Source organism: Mucilaginibacter sp. PAMC 26640 (assembly GCA_001596135.1).
GTDB lineage: Bacteria > Bacteroidota > Bacteroidia > Sphingobacteriales > Sphingobacteriaceae > Mucilaginibacter.
Map to the genome: position 1 here is coordinate 157869 of CP014773.1, position 15564 is coordinate 173432.

Consider the following 15564-nt stretch of genomic DNA (forward strand, 5'->3'; position numbering starts at 1 on the left):
CACTTGTAACTGCATTTATACGACCGAGAAAGGAGCAGCGTTCGCCCCTTCCTGAAATAATGTTATTGAATTTTTAGAAATTTTGCAGTAGCCAGCTTCTTTCTTGAACTTGTCTCAAACATATCTATGATGTATGCACCAGGCATCAAATCGGATATATTTTGTTCAAAATGTTGAGATGCTGGAAAATTAAGTCTTTTTAACAATTTACCGTTAGAATTTATAATCTGAAATTCCACCGATCGGCTGATCTTTTGCGCAATATTAACATTAATGATCTCCCTCGCTGGGTTAGGATAAAGCAGTATTGTATTAGGCATTATCCCGGTTGAGATTTCGTCATTAATAGTAACCAAGGAAGAGTAACTTATTGCGTCATTAACATCTGCTTGTTTTAGCCGGTAGATGCTTTCTGTCTGGCTAACAGGCGCGTTATCTGTAAACGTATATGTGCCTTTTGCGGCTGATTGAATCATGCCGAGATCAATAAACGTTTTGCCGCCATCCACACTTCTTTGTACGTTAAACGTTATCACGTTATGTTCGTTTTTAGTTTCCCACGCAAGTTTAACATAATCGGCTTTAGCGGGCTTATCACCTGTAAATTTTACCAGCTGATAGGCACCCGGAATACTGCGGTGCATAATAAGGCTAAAGCGGTTGGCCCCATAAGTAGCTGCATTTGCCCTGTCGATATTAAAATTGTAAGTGCTGTTAGCAGTTATTTCCAATGAATCCTTTCTAAAAGCATCTTTTAGAAATAACCGATAATAGGAGTCTATACTGTTTACCCCGGTGAACTCCAAGGAGTAAAGCCCTGTAGTTGGTCCCTCTGCGTATAATTTAATAGGCTCGGTCAAGTGCTCCAGGGTATTCATCTGGTTATAGATTAGCGGATACTTTTCGCTGGCAATACTGTAAAGGTATACCGTTTGGCTTGGGCCGCTTAAATAAGGTATATCCTCTTTTTCATCGTATGCATTGGTGCTGGCACCTCCAAAGGTTATGATTGTTTCATTGGTATAAAGGCTGTCCTGGATAAGTTTTACGCGCAGCAGCGGTTTGTTGTTCTGCAGGCTAAACACAGTTGGCACACCGTTTAATCCGGATCCTACAGGATAGGTGGTTTTAGAAGATTCCTTAAAAGTAACACCCGCAGCGGGAGAGATGCATTTCACAAAGAAGCCTTCGCCCGATAACACATAACGCGACCCCCCGTTGGCACTGGTACCAGTATTGGTGCCGACAGCGTTTGCCACCGCATTACGCAGGTATAAACTATACGAGCCACTTTTGTTAAGCGTGTAAATAGGAATTGCCGAGGGGTAGGCAGAAGACCCGGTAAACGCTACCTGCTCCAGGTCGACAGTTGATGGATAAGGATTGCCTACCAGGTTCATCCCATTCTTGTTCCCTGCATTGGCGCCTGTATAGGACAATGCGGTTGTAAAAGGTGTGGCACTTAACGTGGTTGAGCCTGCACTGGTACCGGTGGCCGTTCCTAATTTGTTGTAGTAAGCGGCAGATGTTTTAAAGCTGGGGAGGTAAACCTGTACATCTCCGCTTATTACCTTGCCTACAAATTTTAAAGTAGATGCATTTGGAATGGGATACGGCGCAACAAAAGCGTTACCACTTGTTGCACCCGCCTGTGCCAGGGTTCTGTCGCCCCTGTAAAAATAAAGAATGCCGTTGCCCATTGGCACGTATTCGTTTATACTGGCATAACCTTTATAGTCACTTACATTGACGTTTCGGGTTGCAGGGTCTGCGTCAGATTCTTTATAAACAAAAATAGATGGATTGTTATTCGGGGAGTAATCGAAGCCGTTGCTGTTTACAGATGTACCCAGTGTAGTACCTGAAGGTGTGCCCGGCCCGCTTATGTAGGAGTTTTTAATGATTTCCTTCATGTCAAAGCTATTTATTCCTACCGAAGGGGTGTTAAGCAGAGCGGTGGTAGCTACGGGTGCAGATATTAGCCGGTAACCCCGGATGCCTCCCGACATAAAACGTTCCGCGTTAACAGTGCCCGTAATGGTGTAGCCAACACCAATTGTTGGTACGGATGCGGTTAGCGAAGCTGTACTCTTCAATGTTAAGGTTGATAATGGCAAGATCACTAAATTGCCTTTGGTTATATTTAAGACGTTATATATATCCACAGGCCCCCCGCTCATAGTTACCGTCCCGCCTGCGGAATTGTTAATGGTAATAATGCCAAAGGAAGCCCTATTGGTAGCCGCTGCCGCCGTATAAGTTTGCGTAGCCGCCGACCCGTTAAAGGTAATGCTAGATGAAGTGGTTCCATAGGTGATAGTGCCGTTATTAAGTACATTACAAGCAACATTAATTGTTTGCCCGTTTACTGCAAGAGTGGCGCCGTTATTAACAGTGAGTCCGTAAACAGTGCTGGTTGCAGCAATTGTAGCTGATGAAGAAAAGACAAAACTTTCATTACCGGAAAAAGTTGGAGTGGCTGACACGCCAACAACATTTGGGGAATAGGCACCTCCTGAATAAGTATATATAACGCCCCCAGGGATAGTTAATACATTGGTTGCATCCGTTGCCACCGCACCTGATGTTGTAAAGGTTGATGGGGTATTTTGGTTAATGTATTCAAATTTGATCCAATCGTCAGATCTGTTTGTGCTGGAAACTCTTGGCTCATCAATCACGCCGTTAAAGTATAAACTCCCTCCGCCTTCGCCAACACCTATATAAAGTGGGGTTGTTGCCGATGGAGTCATACTGATCGAAGCTGTTTTATATGCTGTACCATTTACGTAGGTGCTTAGCGTTGTACCAGTATATACGGCCTGAACATAGTACCATGTTCCTGTTGAAAACGCTGTGGGGTTGGGGGTAGTTGAGCGGTTGTTGGCTGTGCCAGACTCCGACTCGGGAATATTGTCGCTGTAAACCCCTAATTTATACCCTCCGGAAGCGCCACCTGAGCTGCCTTGGTTGGTCATTAATTTTTGATCAATACCAATTCCACTTAATTTGACCCATGCAGACAGGGTAAAGGGTCCATTAATATTTACCGGGTTAGAAGTGATCTTTTTTGTGGATCCGTCGAAATTGTAGCCGGTGCCTATTTTACCAGCTACTAGATCAGCAGCTGAAATGCCGGTAGTGATACCGTTATGCGTGGCTCCTATCGTGCCATCTATTACTGTGCCTGTGAATGCTGATTCATTGAAATGGAAAACAGCCTTGTAATTACTGTCCCAGGTAGTTTGAAAAAATGCACTATTGTGATTGGCCGGCGCGTTAGCACAGCCAAAATAAAAGTATAAATTATTGTTATTTTGATAGGTCAAGGAGGGTACTTGTACCCAAACCAGTAATACGCCGTTTACCTGGTCGTAGCTTTCTACCTGGTAATTTAACTCACTTGCGGACCCGGTCTTGGTAAATGCGAAATCATAGGCAGGGCCGTTCGGAAATTGCACTTTGTTAGAACAGCTACCAGGGACATAAACTAACGACGGATCAGAAACCCTTACAAGCACCGGAAAGTTACTTTGGTTGGATGTAATCCCCATGGTTGTCGCAGCGCTAACGGTATTTAAAGTTAATGGTATCCTGTAAGCGTATGGGGAGATGTAGGCTGTACTGGTAATATTTACAGTTAGTGTTTGCGCATCAGTTAGTGCTCCATCAGATGCGGTAACAACAACAACATATGCATTAGTTCCCGCAGCTGAGCCTAAAGCTGCAAAACTTGGTGGTGTAGTAAAGGTAAGCACCCCTGTTGTAGCATTAATGCCGAACTTAATCGCATCTGCTCCGCCTGTTATACTGTAAGTTTGCGTACTACCTGCATCAACATCGGTAGCAGATACTGTTGTAACAATCGCAGTATGCTCTGCTAATGAAACGGAACCGGTAGCGCCACCACCATTAGACGTAATCACTGGAGCTTCATTAACATTGGTAACCGCAATTGCAAATGTTTGGCTGGAACTTAATGTAGCAGCTGTATTTGCAGCTTGTACGGTAACGTTGTGGATTGTATTTGTTTCAAAATCCAGCAAGGCGCCATTGGCTACGGTTACTAAACCAGTTAAACTGTTGATGGTAAAACGGCCACCAGCATTGTCAGTTAAAGTATATGCTATATCCGTTGAATATACTTCCATATCTATAATAGAGTAACCATAGCCGCCAACACGCTTTGTTCCGTAGATGCGCAGGTATCTGCCTACACTGCTAATGCCGCCAGACAAGCCTGTATTATCATTTATGGTAGTTGCATTTCCGTAAATGCTTCTTAATGTTGTAAAAGTTGTATTATCTGTTGAGATTTGGATCTGGTAATTTACAGCGTAGGCGTTCTCCCAGGTAATTTTTACCCGGCTAATGTTATAGTTGGCTCCAAGGTCTACAGTAATGAATTGCGGATCTGAAAAAGCGCTGGACCAACGTGTTGCCGGGTTATTGTCAACTGCGCCTGACGCAGGGAACTGAGCGCCATTCTCCAGTGATGAAGTGGTAGCAGTTTTGTTTAAGGCAATGTTGGTTGTGTTGTTGCTGGCCGGTATGTTGGAGTAAGCCGTCAGCCCTACTGTTGTGCCGTTGGAAGAGTTCTCGGCGATGGTGTTAATGACTGCATTATTGTCAACAGGTGTGGTCGGGTTTGGACTTACCACACCTATGGTAACTACGGAGTTGGCACTTCCTGATATGTTATAGCCTGTTACCGTATAATTGGTGGCCGCCGTTGTCGCCGTTGGAGTACCCGATATTTGGCCGGTGTTTGGGTCAAAAGTTAAGCCAGGAGGCAGCGGAGCATTAATGGCATACCCGCCGGTAGGTGGATAACGATACACCTTGTCTGCAGTATAAGCCCCGGCGAAAAGATAGCCTGATGCAGTTGAAATGGTGCCCTCGGAGTCTGTTACAGCTATCGAATTTAATAACGTCCCTGTTGCACTAAAAATCTTTACCTGGCTATTACCAGAGTCTCCTACGTAAATATTTCCTGCGGCATCTATAGATAAAGCAAGCGGACCATTAAATCCGGAAGCAAATACGCCCAAATATGTGCCAGTAGAGTTGTACTTGGTTAAATTGTTACCGGTTCTGTTAATTACAAAAATATTGCCGTTACCATCTACAACCACACCGTCAGGATAACTCAGATTTGCGGTTGGGAGAGAAAGTAACAGTGTGCCTGCAGTATTGTATTTTTTTACAGAGTTATTGCCGTTAGATACATTACGATCAGCGATATACAAATTGTCGTTCAAATCAATATTAAAACCAAGCGCATGAAAAAGGCCGGTAATAATTGTTGTTTGAAAAACCCCCGCTGAGTTGTACTTATCCACGCGGCCGTTGCCATTAGTTGACGTGGTATTCAGCACGTAACCATTGCCTTGAGAATCAAAAACGATCCCTACCGGATTTAAGAAACTATAGCCTGTGCCCCATGTACCCTGGTACACGTTGGCGGAATTGAATTTACTGACGGTATTGTTAAGGTAATTTGTTATGTACAAATTGCCTGATGCATCTATAGCCATGCCGCTCGGGCCGTCAAATGTTGCCCCGGTTAATTGAACAGGTGTGCCAAAGTTTACAGTAGTGACAGCGCCACCAGTATTATAAGGCAATAAAGGGGCAATTGCACTACCGACTGTATAACTTTCTGGCGTAGAATAATTCAGCATAGGAACCTGGCCAAATATTAAGCTAGCATTAGTTGCTAATATAGCGTAGGTCAATAAGAATTTAACACTCCTTCTCACTTATACCTCCTTAATAGATCATTTTGTTGTGTGTAGAAATTGACTGTACCAAGCAGTTAGGCCATCTATTGCGTTTTGGAAAAAGATGTTTTAATGACTTACCTGTTTAAAGTAATTATACGGCCATTTCCAAAAAAGGTTATTAATTCATTTGATGGTTTGTTTACTGAAGTAAAGGGCGTTCTCGATGAGCATATATTACAACAATTATGTAACAGTCTGCCAGTCGTTTAATATAAGAGAAAGACAATAAACTATTATAGGTGAGTAGACCGTCCCTATTAATCAGAGGATCAAAGAACCAAATTAAAAAAATTGGACTTAAAATAGAAAACGGCAACCTTTCAAAATCTGATATAGTTTGACCTTAACGCCCAATTTTTGACTGTTAAAAATCTAAAGCAGCTAACAGAAACAATCAGAAATATTAAACTTCAAAATAATTTGAGAGATTTTCATCTTGAAATTGAATTACAATTTATCTAGATTTATTCTAGAAATAAATTCAAATTATTTGTTGGGGATAAAAATAATCAACAAAGCAACTTATTATAAAATTTCCCTCAGGTATACCGTTTTGTAAATGATTCTTTTTAGACTTTTTCTTTTTGAAACAGAGCAGGTACAGTCCCGATTATAATTTTGAGATCCAGCCAAAAAGAATACTTCTGCGCGTAAAAGTTATCCAGTTTTTTGCGCTCTCGTTCGGACATATCCTCTTTACCGCGTTTGCTTATCTGCCATAGCCCGGTTAACCCCGCAGGTCCTAAAAAGCGCATCGACCACTCGTTTGATGTAAGCATCTCTGCCTCATAAACTGGTAACGGCCTGTTTCCTACTACAGACATATCTCCTCTAAGAATATTAAATAACTGCGGTAGTTCATCTATGCTGGAATTGCGTAAAAAGTTCCCTAACTTCGTAATTCGAGGGTCGTTTTTAATTTTTACAAAAGCTGATTTTGCCGCACCTTCATCTTCTAAAGTATATTGATTATTTGTTACCGCCATTTGTGCTAACATTTGGTCTGCATCAGTGCGCATAGATCTGAATTTGTAAAAATCGAATAATTTATACCCTGTACCCACACGTTTACTTTTATAAAATATTGGACCTTTAGAATCAAATTTGATTAGAATAGACACCGCCACTAATAAAGGAAACAAACATATAAGCATACCGGTTGATATAAACAAATCGAGCAGGCGTTTTCCTAATGGCATTTTATATCTGGTATCTACTTCTTCAAAAAGGCCAACCAATCTAGGCCTGACAAGCTTAAATTTAACTAGAAAGTTTAAACGCTCGCGCAGGTCTGAAGTAGTGAACGGATAAGTGTAAAAATCATGAATTTTCATTTGCATGGCTTTTTCCATCATTTTTTTATTCCTACTTGTTGAAATCATAACAATTATAAGCCCGTTAAGCAAAAAGTTTTTCCTTAAGCGCTCAACCAATAAAAAACAGTTCTCATCGATATCAACCTCAATTAATATTATGTCAGGGATTGATAAGATGGATTGATTGCCCAAGTAATCCTCAAGGTCCTGTAAGGTATCATTAAAAATTATGCGGAATTTCTCACTAAGTTCTTTAGATATCAATTCCTGCATTTCAAGGCCAGCATAAGCGAGGCTAATCTGTAAGCCCCAATTCACGTTCCAATCATTTGGTATCGAATGCGTCATAAGCTTTTAAAGCTTGATTAATTTCTAATTTTAAGGAAGTTGGACTGAATGGCTTGTGGATGTAAGCTTCCACTTTGAAAGGCATATTGGCAACCTGTTCTTTCAGGTCATGCGCTGCCGAAAGTAATATAACTGGAATTTCACGGTAAAAACCACTGATCTTCAAATTTTTCACAAATGATTGTCCATCAAAATAAGGCATCTGTAAGTCAGAAATAATGAGCTTAGGTATATTACCATCCTCAAGCCACTTAAAAGCGTCAATGCCATTATTCTTTACAACAATGTCAAATTCTTTAGATAAGATAAAATTAAGTAATTTTAAAATACTTAAATCGTCATCAACAACTAGTATTTTTTTTTTCATTTAATAATATATTCATCTAATATATGAATCTGTCTGTTATTGCCATATATCCCAAAATAAAAAACGGTCATTTTAGCTATTATAAATATCCCTAGGGTTTTAAATAACAGCAGATGATAATTATTAATTTAAACCATATTATTGTCCTAATGACGTCAATCCGGTTTGGTTTATCCGATTTATATATTTCAAAGACTACAATCACAATATAACCGATCCCTTCCTAATCTTCACCGAACATTAACAGCAAGAAGGCTTTTTTGGTAGTCCTCAGTAAATCCTTCAAAATTTCCAGTAAAATTCTGAAAATAGAAATATTAAGTTTTTTTGTATCCAAAGAGGTTGCGAAAACCTATTGTGAGGTTGCTTTAAAATCTAATCGGCTTCTGTCTTCGGGATAATTACAATGAAAGAACTGCCGGTAGGCACTTCGTCCGTAATTTCCAATGTGCTTTTGTTTCGTTTTAACATATCAAAGGCAATCAAAACTCTTAATCCTGAGCCCATCTCCCCCCTTGGTTCCGGGAGTGGAGTTTATCTAACAATTTTCAAAAATCAGCGCTATTTGTTCTTCCGTCATGCCTTTACCCGTGTCCCTAATCTTAATGTAAATATAGTTTTCTCTAACCAAATTCACAATATCAATCCGGCCGCCAGAAGGCGTAAATTTGATCGCATTACTGTAATTAATAAAAGTAACATACGGTCTGCCTTGGCTTCATCGAAGTTTTCCTTAAGTAATTGACTTACTTGTTTATTTTTTTAATTTAACAGCGGCCATTTGCAACACCTGGAAAGATGCCGTTTCCGTGCTGTCAATTTTGGTGAGGTAAAATAAAATAGTCAGGTCACGTTACTCTGAATTTTCGCTTTGCTGATGTATCGCTGTAAATGCATCTTAAAGCACTCCGATCAATCCCTCGCAACTTTCCACTGATGAATCTGCATTTAGCAGACTATAGATGGCTTCCATTCTAATGATTTGTTTTTCGATGTGGTCCATTGTTTCGGTTATGGCGTGTTTCAAATCATTAAAATGCGCATGATCTCTAATTTCTGGCAGCTTTTCTATTAAGTGCGATTTTGCGCAATAAATCCGGTCTAAATGGCCGATAAAATATGTTTTAAGATGTTCCGGCCCGATGGGAAGAGGTGACAATTGGCTATTTTCGGTTTTATCAATCATTGCTTTGGAGGAAATAGTAAAGTTTGCTTAAGCTATTAGCTAACGAGTTTGTTGAAATATCCGGTTGATAACGCTGTAGGCTATACAAGGGTAAATATAGTCGGTTCCGGATTAGAATCAATTATTGAAGAAGATGAAGCCGATGCTATCGCTAAAGTGCCGGCTATTCCGGTCGTCAACAACAGCGACCGCCCACTTTCGGGCTGGTGGATTTTGATTTTATTCCAAACTTTTAGAAAGGTTTTTTCAAGAACCAGTTTTGCCCTTGCATCGTTGGTCACCCTCCAGCAAATGTTTTATAGAGAGATGAAGCGTATTGATTATAAAACGATTCTGCTTTGCCCCGGAATGGGGTGGTCAATTTAACGCGGAATCAGTGGTCACATTCCACCGGAATCAGGTGGTCAATATCAGCGGTATATCCAGATACCTGTCGATATAGTCCGTTTTTAGTCGTTTCAAACTTGCTTCCACCTGTTGAATAATATGTTTGCGGGAAAGCCCCCGGTCGTTAACACCGCTGCCCATGCCACCTCTGACTTTTGTTGCAATCACCAGATCATCCCGGTTGATTGACAGGTTTTTTCTATCGACACCTTAAGTTGTTCGTCTACTGCCGCCTGATCCAAAGTTCCCATAACCTTAAAAAAACCTTACCACCATAATTCATGGTGCCTAAACTGATCACGGATACCTTTAAACCTGTGTTAACTAACATTTTATAGTGCATGTTTGTTAATTGAAAGATTGCCTGTACTCCAGCGGAGACATATTGGTTTTATTTTTAAAAAGCTTATTAAATGATTGCGGAAACTCAAAGCCTAAACTGAAAGCAATTTCACTGACAGACAAATGCGTACTGGCCAGGATATCCTTTGCTTTATTTATAAGTTTATTGTGGATGTGTTGCTGCGTATTCTGCCCAGTTGTTGCGCGCAGCATATCACTAAAATAACTGGCAGATACATTCAATTCCTCTGCTAAATTGTTAACTGTAATTGAACCTGTTACTGAATCTTTGTCAAAATGATCTGCAAACTTTTTCTCAAATTTTGAAAGCAGGTCATTATTGGCCATTTTCCTGGTTACGAACTGCCTATTATAAAACCTGTTACAGTAATTCAACAGCAGATCCAAGTTTGATACGATGACATCCGCGCTAAAATTGTCAATCCTGGATTCGTATTCATTTTGAATATTCCGGACTAAGCTCTCGATCAGTTTTTCCTCTTCGTCAGAGAGGTGAAGCGCCTCATTAACATCGTAGGAAAAGAAACCATAATTTTTAATAGACTTACCTAAAGGATAGTTCCTGATCAGGTCGGGATGAAACATCAGCGACCAGCCGTCATTATCCCTGTCAGCGCCTTGGTCAACGGCAATAATTTGGTTGGGAGCTGCAAAGGTCATTGTTCCATTGTCGAAGTCATAATACTTGCGGCCATACCTTAATTGTCCGCGAAAACTTCGTTTGATGGAAATATTATAGAAATTAAGAACCATGCGATGGATTCCCGCTCCCGATACAGGTCGCTCATCTGCATGATTGATTAACGTGATCAGCGGGTTTTTTGGTGCTGGCAATGATAGTAACCGGTGCACTTCTGAAACGGAATTGATGGTTTTAACAGTTACCTCTTGTTTACTCAAGATAATTAATTGATTAATCAGAAAAGCCTAAAAAGGCTCTTGTGATTGAAGGTTTTAACTGTGGAATTGTTTCTCACTTAAAGCCCCCGGACACTTCAATGAATTGACCGGTAATGATGTATGAATCATCAGAGGCAAGGAAAACCGCCATTTTCCCGATATCATCAGGGGTAGCCATACGCCCCATTGCGCTTCTGGCAATCATTTGTTTAATGGCATCTGATTCCGCGTCTGCTCCAAGTTTTGCTACACCTTCGGTGAAAACGCCTCCAGGCAGGATGGCATTTACGCGGATCTTTTGCGGAGCTAATTCCTGGGACAAAGCCCTGGTAATAGAATCAACCGCACCTTTAGAGGCTGCATAAGCCACGGAATAAGGTTCAGGCCTTGCACTGGCGAAAGATCTGATGTTAATAATACTCCCCCCTTTACTAATCAAAAACTTTACCGCTTCCTGAGTAGTCAGCAAGATACCTAAAACATTGATATCAAAAATCCTTCGGTACGATTCTTCCGTAAATTGATCTAATAATGCAAACTCGTAAATACCTGCATTGTTTACCGATACATCAAATCCGCCGAATTCTTTTAGAGTTCCCTGGAAAAGCTTTATCACATCCGCATGTTTTGACATATCACCCTGAATCGCAACGGCGTTCCCACCGGTTTTTTTAATTTCAGTTACGACCTTGTCGGCACTTTCTTTACCAGAAGCATAATTCATCACAACTTTTGCACCTGATGCTGCCATTTGTTTTGCAATTCCAGCGCCGATCCCTTTTGCGGCTCCAGTTACAATCACTACTTTATTCTCTAATTTATCGCTCATCTTACTTTGATTTTGTTAACTCAAAGGTCTGATGTAAATGACGGAAGAAAGTATCCAAACCAAAGTTACCTGTGTTCAAAACAGGTGTTAGAATTTGGTAGGTACTAACATTGCACTATAAATAGGCTATTCAATGTTTACTGAAATGCATGTAAAAAAGAAAATCTTGAAACTCAAGTTGAAGGCTTTTTCGCGATTGCTCCATAGCTGGGCATATCTCGAATCAATTCACCTAATAAATGATAAATGCGAGTTATAAGCGAAATGCAGCACTTTCACATCCCCAGGCTGGACTTAATTCGAACTATTTAGTCGCGCAACCCAATACTTTTAATGATTTACATTTCACTAATTAGCGACGCTGCCTGGAAACACAAACGGGTAAAGCAGTTATCGCAACTGAAGACAAGAGCATCAATCCAGTTATTCAGCGCCGTATTTACAAACGTTCGAAATCACATGTCGCTGAAGTAAAAGCCAGCCATGCTGTTTACATTTCACAGCCAGAGCGTGTCGCCGAAGTGATCATTAAAGCTGCCACGAATCCTACTAAGTAACTTTCATATATTAAGGCCTGTTTACCTCATTATAAACAGGCCTTTTTTTTAACGTCCTACTTCCGGATTGTTCAATTACACGACAATTAATTGAATATTATTAAACTTCAGTTTTATCCTGCCAGTCAAAGGTCCCTACCCGCTTCGAGATCAACCACTGGTTACCCATACGGATGTAGTTATCTTTATAAATAGCACCGATAGTGGTCTTTATTTTTTTACCATTCTCTTGGCCAATCAAGGTAACCTGACAATAGCATGTCCCCAAAGCTTCGTCACCATCGATGGTCAACACCTGCTGCCCGTTAAAATGATAAACGGTTTCAAAATCTTTAAGGAAATCGTCGAAGGCTTCCGCCATTTCTTTTCTGCCTTTTAGTTTCAGTATGGACGCCTCCTCAGCAAATGTTTCTGAAACCGCATCTTCAGTAAACAGTTGCACCTGAGCGTTAAAATCTTTTCTATCCCCAAGAATCGATACGGTATCAATAAGTTCCCGAAGAGATACCCTGTCTTGTAATTCATTAATATCCACGTTCGTATATCTTTATAAATAATATTGGCCAATTAATCGGCACTATTATATTAAGTTAAAGCTAAAGGGATGTCTTATTTAAACATCCCCTATTAGCATTTAATGACAGATAATATTTGTTCTTTTTTATTACAACTCCCCTTTAGGCCACAGTAAGTACGATCTTACCCTGGATGTTCCCCTGGGCTGCCCGTTCATGTGCTTTTTGAGCGTCGGCAAGAGGAAATTTGCTGTCTATGGCTACGCGGATCGTTCCGTCATCAAGGAATTCAGCAATTTCCGCAAGTTGAGCACCACTTGAACGTACCTGTGTAGTCGACATGGTAATACCCAGCTTTTCTGCCTCCTCAGCACCCGATGCACCCAGCCCGAAAATCGGGAATAATGCACCGCCGCGTTTCAGTGTCCGTAAAAAACGACTGGTTGCCGGCCCACCAATAGAGTCAACGACAAGATCTGCATCAACTACTACATTCTCGGCCCTGATCTTTGTGTAGTCAATGAACTCGTCAACGCCGAGCTCGCGCAGGAATGCTTCATGCTTACCTGATGCTACGGCGATCACGTAAGCACCTTTCCATTTGGCCAACTGCACGGCAAAGTGTCCGACACCACCGGCTGCTCCATTAATAAGCACCTTTTTACCTTCCAGCGGCACAGGGATGTGCTGATCCGGTTGAAGCGGGTTCTGAACGTTGTGGCCTTGCGCTATTATAAACTGCCATGCGGTAAGCAGCGACATTGGCGCGGCTGCGGCATGCACATGATCGATCCCGGCAGGCTTTTTTGCAACCTGAACTGCCGGGGCAGTGACATATTCCGCATAGGCCTTACTTTCTCCAAAAACCCCTTCCGGAAAGCGGACCATGGAATAAACTTGGTCTCCTGCCGCGAAGTCTTTAACATCATCGGCCACTGCATCAACAACTCCCGAAACGTCCGTACCAAGAATGAGCGGGAAGTTACCCTGAGGTCGCCATTCCGGAGGAAGCGACTTAAAGCCATCACGCAGATACCAGTCCGGCGGATTGAGACCTACTGCATGAACGCGAATGAGAACTTCTCCCGGACTTAGCACAGGCATAGGTGCATCTTCATATCGAAATACTTCAGGACCGCCGAATTCATACTGGCGGATTGCCTTTATTATTGCTGTTTTATCTGTTGATTCTGATTTCATTTTACTTTATTTTCATGCAAAACTAATTCGTTTGTATACCTTTGACAAGTATGTACTTATTTGTATCTTACATACCAAAAAGTATGTAATACTGAATATCAATTAGTTATATCTAAATAAAAATGAAAGTTAAAGCAGAAATTCCGGAATGTATACAAAAATGCGGTGTTGAATATGCTTTTAAGCGAATAGGCGGAAAATATAAGGGCCGCATTCTGTGGCATCTCGGTTTGAAAACCGTATTGCGTTATGGCGAATTGAGCAGGACCCTGCCTGACATTACTACTAAGATGCTGACTCAAACTTTAAGGGAATTGGAAGATGACAAATTGATCATTCGAAAGATGTACCACGAAGTCCCTCCTAAGGTTGAATACTCATTAAGTGAAACCGGGCAGGAGTTAATGCCTTTTATCGAGCATATACACCACTGGGGGAAGAAACAATTAGAAAATGAAATTTAACAATAAGCATAAGTAAAGTCATGGCTTTGATACCTATTGCCGATCACATACAGCATAGTCATTTCAATTTTAAAATGTCGTATTAGTTTGTTCCTGTAAACGCAATAAGGAAATTAAATAGAAGATCAGCTGTTGACAGACCTTCTGATCCTGCTTAATGAGGATTGTGTGATACCCAAATAAGAAGCCAAGTGGGCAAGCGGTATCCGGTTGGCAAGCTTTGGGAAACGGTGAAAAAAATTGAGATACCGCTCGGTAGCATCCTCCGCCATCATCATACTGATCTTGCTGACCTTCTCAACAAGCGCCTTTGATATGATTTTGTTCATGATCTCATCCCAGGTGCTAATTGTCATTGATAGATCTTCTAAGGCTTGGCGGGACAAGGTTATATAAGTACAGTCCGTAACGGCCTGAATGTATTCCGGTGACGGCTTTTTCTGGTTGTAACTGTCCAGGTCAACCACAAAGTGGTTTTCATCCAGAAAATATTTCGTGATGTCATCTCCTTTTTTGTTAAAATAACTTACCCGTAAAACGCCTTGTACAAGAAATGCAAATTCCTTGGGCGTTCTACCCGCCTCCTGGTAGAATTCATCCCTTTTTAATTCATGCTGCACACATTTACTTAGGATCAGTTCGATCTGCTGTTGGTTAAGGTTACCAAAAAGGAGTAAGTAATTTATGAGTTCGTCCATCTGTCTTTGTGATATGTAAATGTAGGTTTTTTATTTAGGCTGTGGCTTCTGCAGATATTGCAACATCTGGTTAGCTTTTAAGTGCTTGCTTAGGTTTGGAAATTGTTCAAGATAGTCCTTCGCTGTAAGCTTCAAATTTCCATAATCCGACAATTGCACCAAGCGGCCACGCCTCTCTATAATTGCTTTTTGCGACACCATTCTCAATATATTGTCCCAATTCGGCATGGTAGCTGAAATCTCTTTCATGGCACTCTCCCCAATTACCAGAAGAGCGCACTCGGTGATGGCCTGTAAATAGTCGGAAGGAATGATGGGAAGAAGTAAATAATTTGCAGGTGTAATAAAATCCCCTTCCCCGATCAGGCTACTCGTGATGTTCTCCGCTTTACTATTATAATAATTATAACGTAATACACCTTTATCTACAAAGGCAAGGCGCGATTCGATATGACCTGGCTCGGTATAATATTCCCCCTCATTCAGATGAATATTTTCGACTTTATCGCTAATGAGTGCTATTTGCTGTTCATTTAAATGATCAAACAATAGTAGCTTGTTTATTAATGTGTTCATGATGATTTACAACTATTTCGTTTTTATAAGCGGGGTCAATGACCCTAAAAATCAAATGTCCAGCTAAATGAA

The 15564-nt window shown here is 41.0% G+C and carries 11 protein-coding genes and 1 pseudogene; 2 read left to right on the forward strand and 10 right to left on the reverse strand.

The features are described 5' to 3' along the window. Positions 1-62: 62 nt before the first annotated feature. The 4 genes and pseudogenes from A0256_00800 to A0256_00815 form a co-directional block, all read right to left on the reverse strand. Positions 63-5684 carry a hypothetical protein gene (locus A0256_00800; GenBank protein AMR30054.1) on the reverse strand — a complete coding sequence of 1874 codons (5622 nt, stop codon included), beginning with the start codon at positions 5682-5684 and terminating at the stop codon, positions 63-65. 671 nt (positions 5685-6355) lie between these two features. Continuing rightward, positions 6356-7450: a glycosyl transferase gene (locus A0256_00805; GenBank protein AMR30055.1), complete on the reverse strand. Its 1095-nt coding sequence runs from the start codon at positions 7448-7450 to the stop codon at positions 6356-6358. Next, positions 7428-7817 (reverse strand): two-component system response regulator, encoded by a 390-nt coding sequence (locus A0256_00810; GenBank protein ID AMR30056.1) that lies wholly within the window; start codon positions 7815-7817, stop codon positions 7428-7430. Before A0256_00810 ends, A0256_00805 begins: the two co-directional genes overlap by 23 nt. Before the next feature lie 633 nt (positions 7818-8450). Next, positions 8451-9003 (reverse strand): annotated as a pseudogene (locus A0256_00815) (hypothetical protein). Between the two features lie 51 nt (positions 9004-9054). On the opposite strand from A0256_00815, the gene A0256_00820 reads away from it, so the two are divergent. Then, positions 9055-9369 carry a hypothetical protein gene (locus A0256_00820; GenBank protein ID AMR30057.1) on the forward strand — a complete coding sequence of 105 codons (315 nt, stop codon included), beginning with the start codon at positions 9055-9057 and terminating at the stop codon, positions 9367-9369. Positions 9370-9738: 369 nt separating this feature from the next. On the opposite strand, the gene A0256_00825 is transcribed toward A0256_00820, so the two are convergent. The 4 genes from A0256_00825 to A0256_00840 all read right to left on the reverse strand — a co-directional run bounded on the left by A0256_00825 (position 9739) and on the right by A0256_00840 (position 13754). After that, complete coding sequence (locus A0256_00825; protein AMR30058.1) at positions 9739-10653, reverse strand: AraC family transcriptional regulator; 915 nt, start codon at positions 10651-10653, stop codon at positions 9739-9741. A gap of 73 nt (positions 10654-10726) precedes the next feature. Next, complete coding sequence (locus tag A0256_00830; protein AMR30059.1) at positions 10727-11482, reverse strand: short-chain dehydrogenase; 756 nt, start codon at positions 11480-11482, stop codon at positions 10727-10729. A 657-nt stretch (positions 11483-12139) separates the two neighbouring features. Beyond that, on the reverse strand, positions 12140-12574 hold the full coding sequence (locus tag A0256_00835) for a bile acid 7-alpha-dehydratase (protein AMR30060.1): 435 nt from the start codon (positions 12572-12574) through the stop codon (positions 12140-12142). 142 nt (positions 12575-12716) lie between these two features. Continuing rightward, complete coding sequence (locus tag A0256_00840) at positions 12717-13754, reverse strand: NADPH:quinone reductase (GenBank protein AMR30061.1); 1038 nt, start codon at positions 13752-13754, stop codon at positions 12717-12719. 122 nt (positions 13755-13876) lie between these two features. Between A0256_00840 and A0256_00845 the strand changes: the two genes are divergently transcribed. After that, positions 13877-14218 (forward strand): HxlR family transcriptional regulator, encoded by a 342-nt coding sequence (locus tag A0256_00845; protein ID AMR30062.1) that lies wholly within the window; start codon positions 13877-13879, stop codon positions 14216-14218. Positions 14219-14343: 125 nt separating this feature from the next. Here A0256_00845 and A0256_00850 read toward each other — a convergent pair whose 3' ends face one another. Both A0256_00850 and A0256_00855 read right to left on the reverse strand, forming a co-directional pair. Next, on the reverse strand, positions 14344-14916 hold the full coding sequence (locus tag A0256_00850; protein ID AMR30063.1) for a cyclic nucleotide-binding protein: 573 nt from the start codon (positions 14914-14916) through the stop codon (positions 14344-14346). 30 nt (positions 14917-14946) lie between these two features. Continuing rightward, positions 14947-15492 carry a hypothetical protein gene (locus A0256_00855; protein ID AMR30064.1) on the reverse strand — a complete coding sequence of 182 codons (546 nt, stop codon included), beginning with the start codon at positions 15490-15492 and terminating at the stop codon, positions 14947-14949. Between the last annotated feature and the right edge of the window lie 72 nt (positions 15493-15564).

Excerpts from the sequence above, each read along its gene's own strand:
- A0256_00800 (AMR30054.1), bottom strand. The coding sequence starts at position 5,684 with ATGCTGAATTATTCTACGCCAGAAAGTTATACAGTCGGTAGTGCAATT.
- A0256_00845 (AMR30062.1), top strand. The coding sequence starts at position 13,877 with ATGAAAGTTAAAGCAGAAATTCCGGAATGTATACAAAAATGCGGTGTT.
- A0256_00830 (AMR30059.1), bottom strand. The coding sequence starts at position 11,482 with ATGAGCGATAAATTAGAGAATAAAGTAGTGATTGTAACTGGAGCCGCA.
- A0256_00855 (AMR30064.1), bottom strand. The coding sequence starts at position 15,492 with ATGAACACATTAATAAACAAGCTACTATTGTTTGATCATTTAAATGAA.
- A0256_00840 (AMR30061.1), bottom strand. The coding sequence starts at position 13,754 with ATGAAATCAGAATCAACAGATAAAACAGCAATAATAAAGGCAATCCGC.
- A0256_00805 (AMR30055.1), bottom strand. The coding sequence starts at position 7,450 with ATGACGCATTCGATACCAAATGATTGGAACGTGAATTGGGGCTTACAG.
- A0256_00810 (AMR30056.1), bottom strand. The coding sequence starts at position 7,817 with ATGAAAAAAAAAATACTAGTTGTTGATGACGATTTAAGTATTTTAAAA.
- A0256_00850 (AMR30063.1), bottom strand. The coding sequence starts at position 14,916 with ATGGACGAACTCATAAATTACTTACTCCTTTTTGGTAACCTTAACCAA.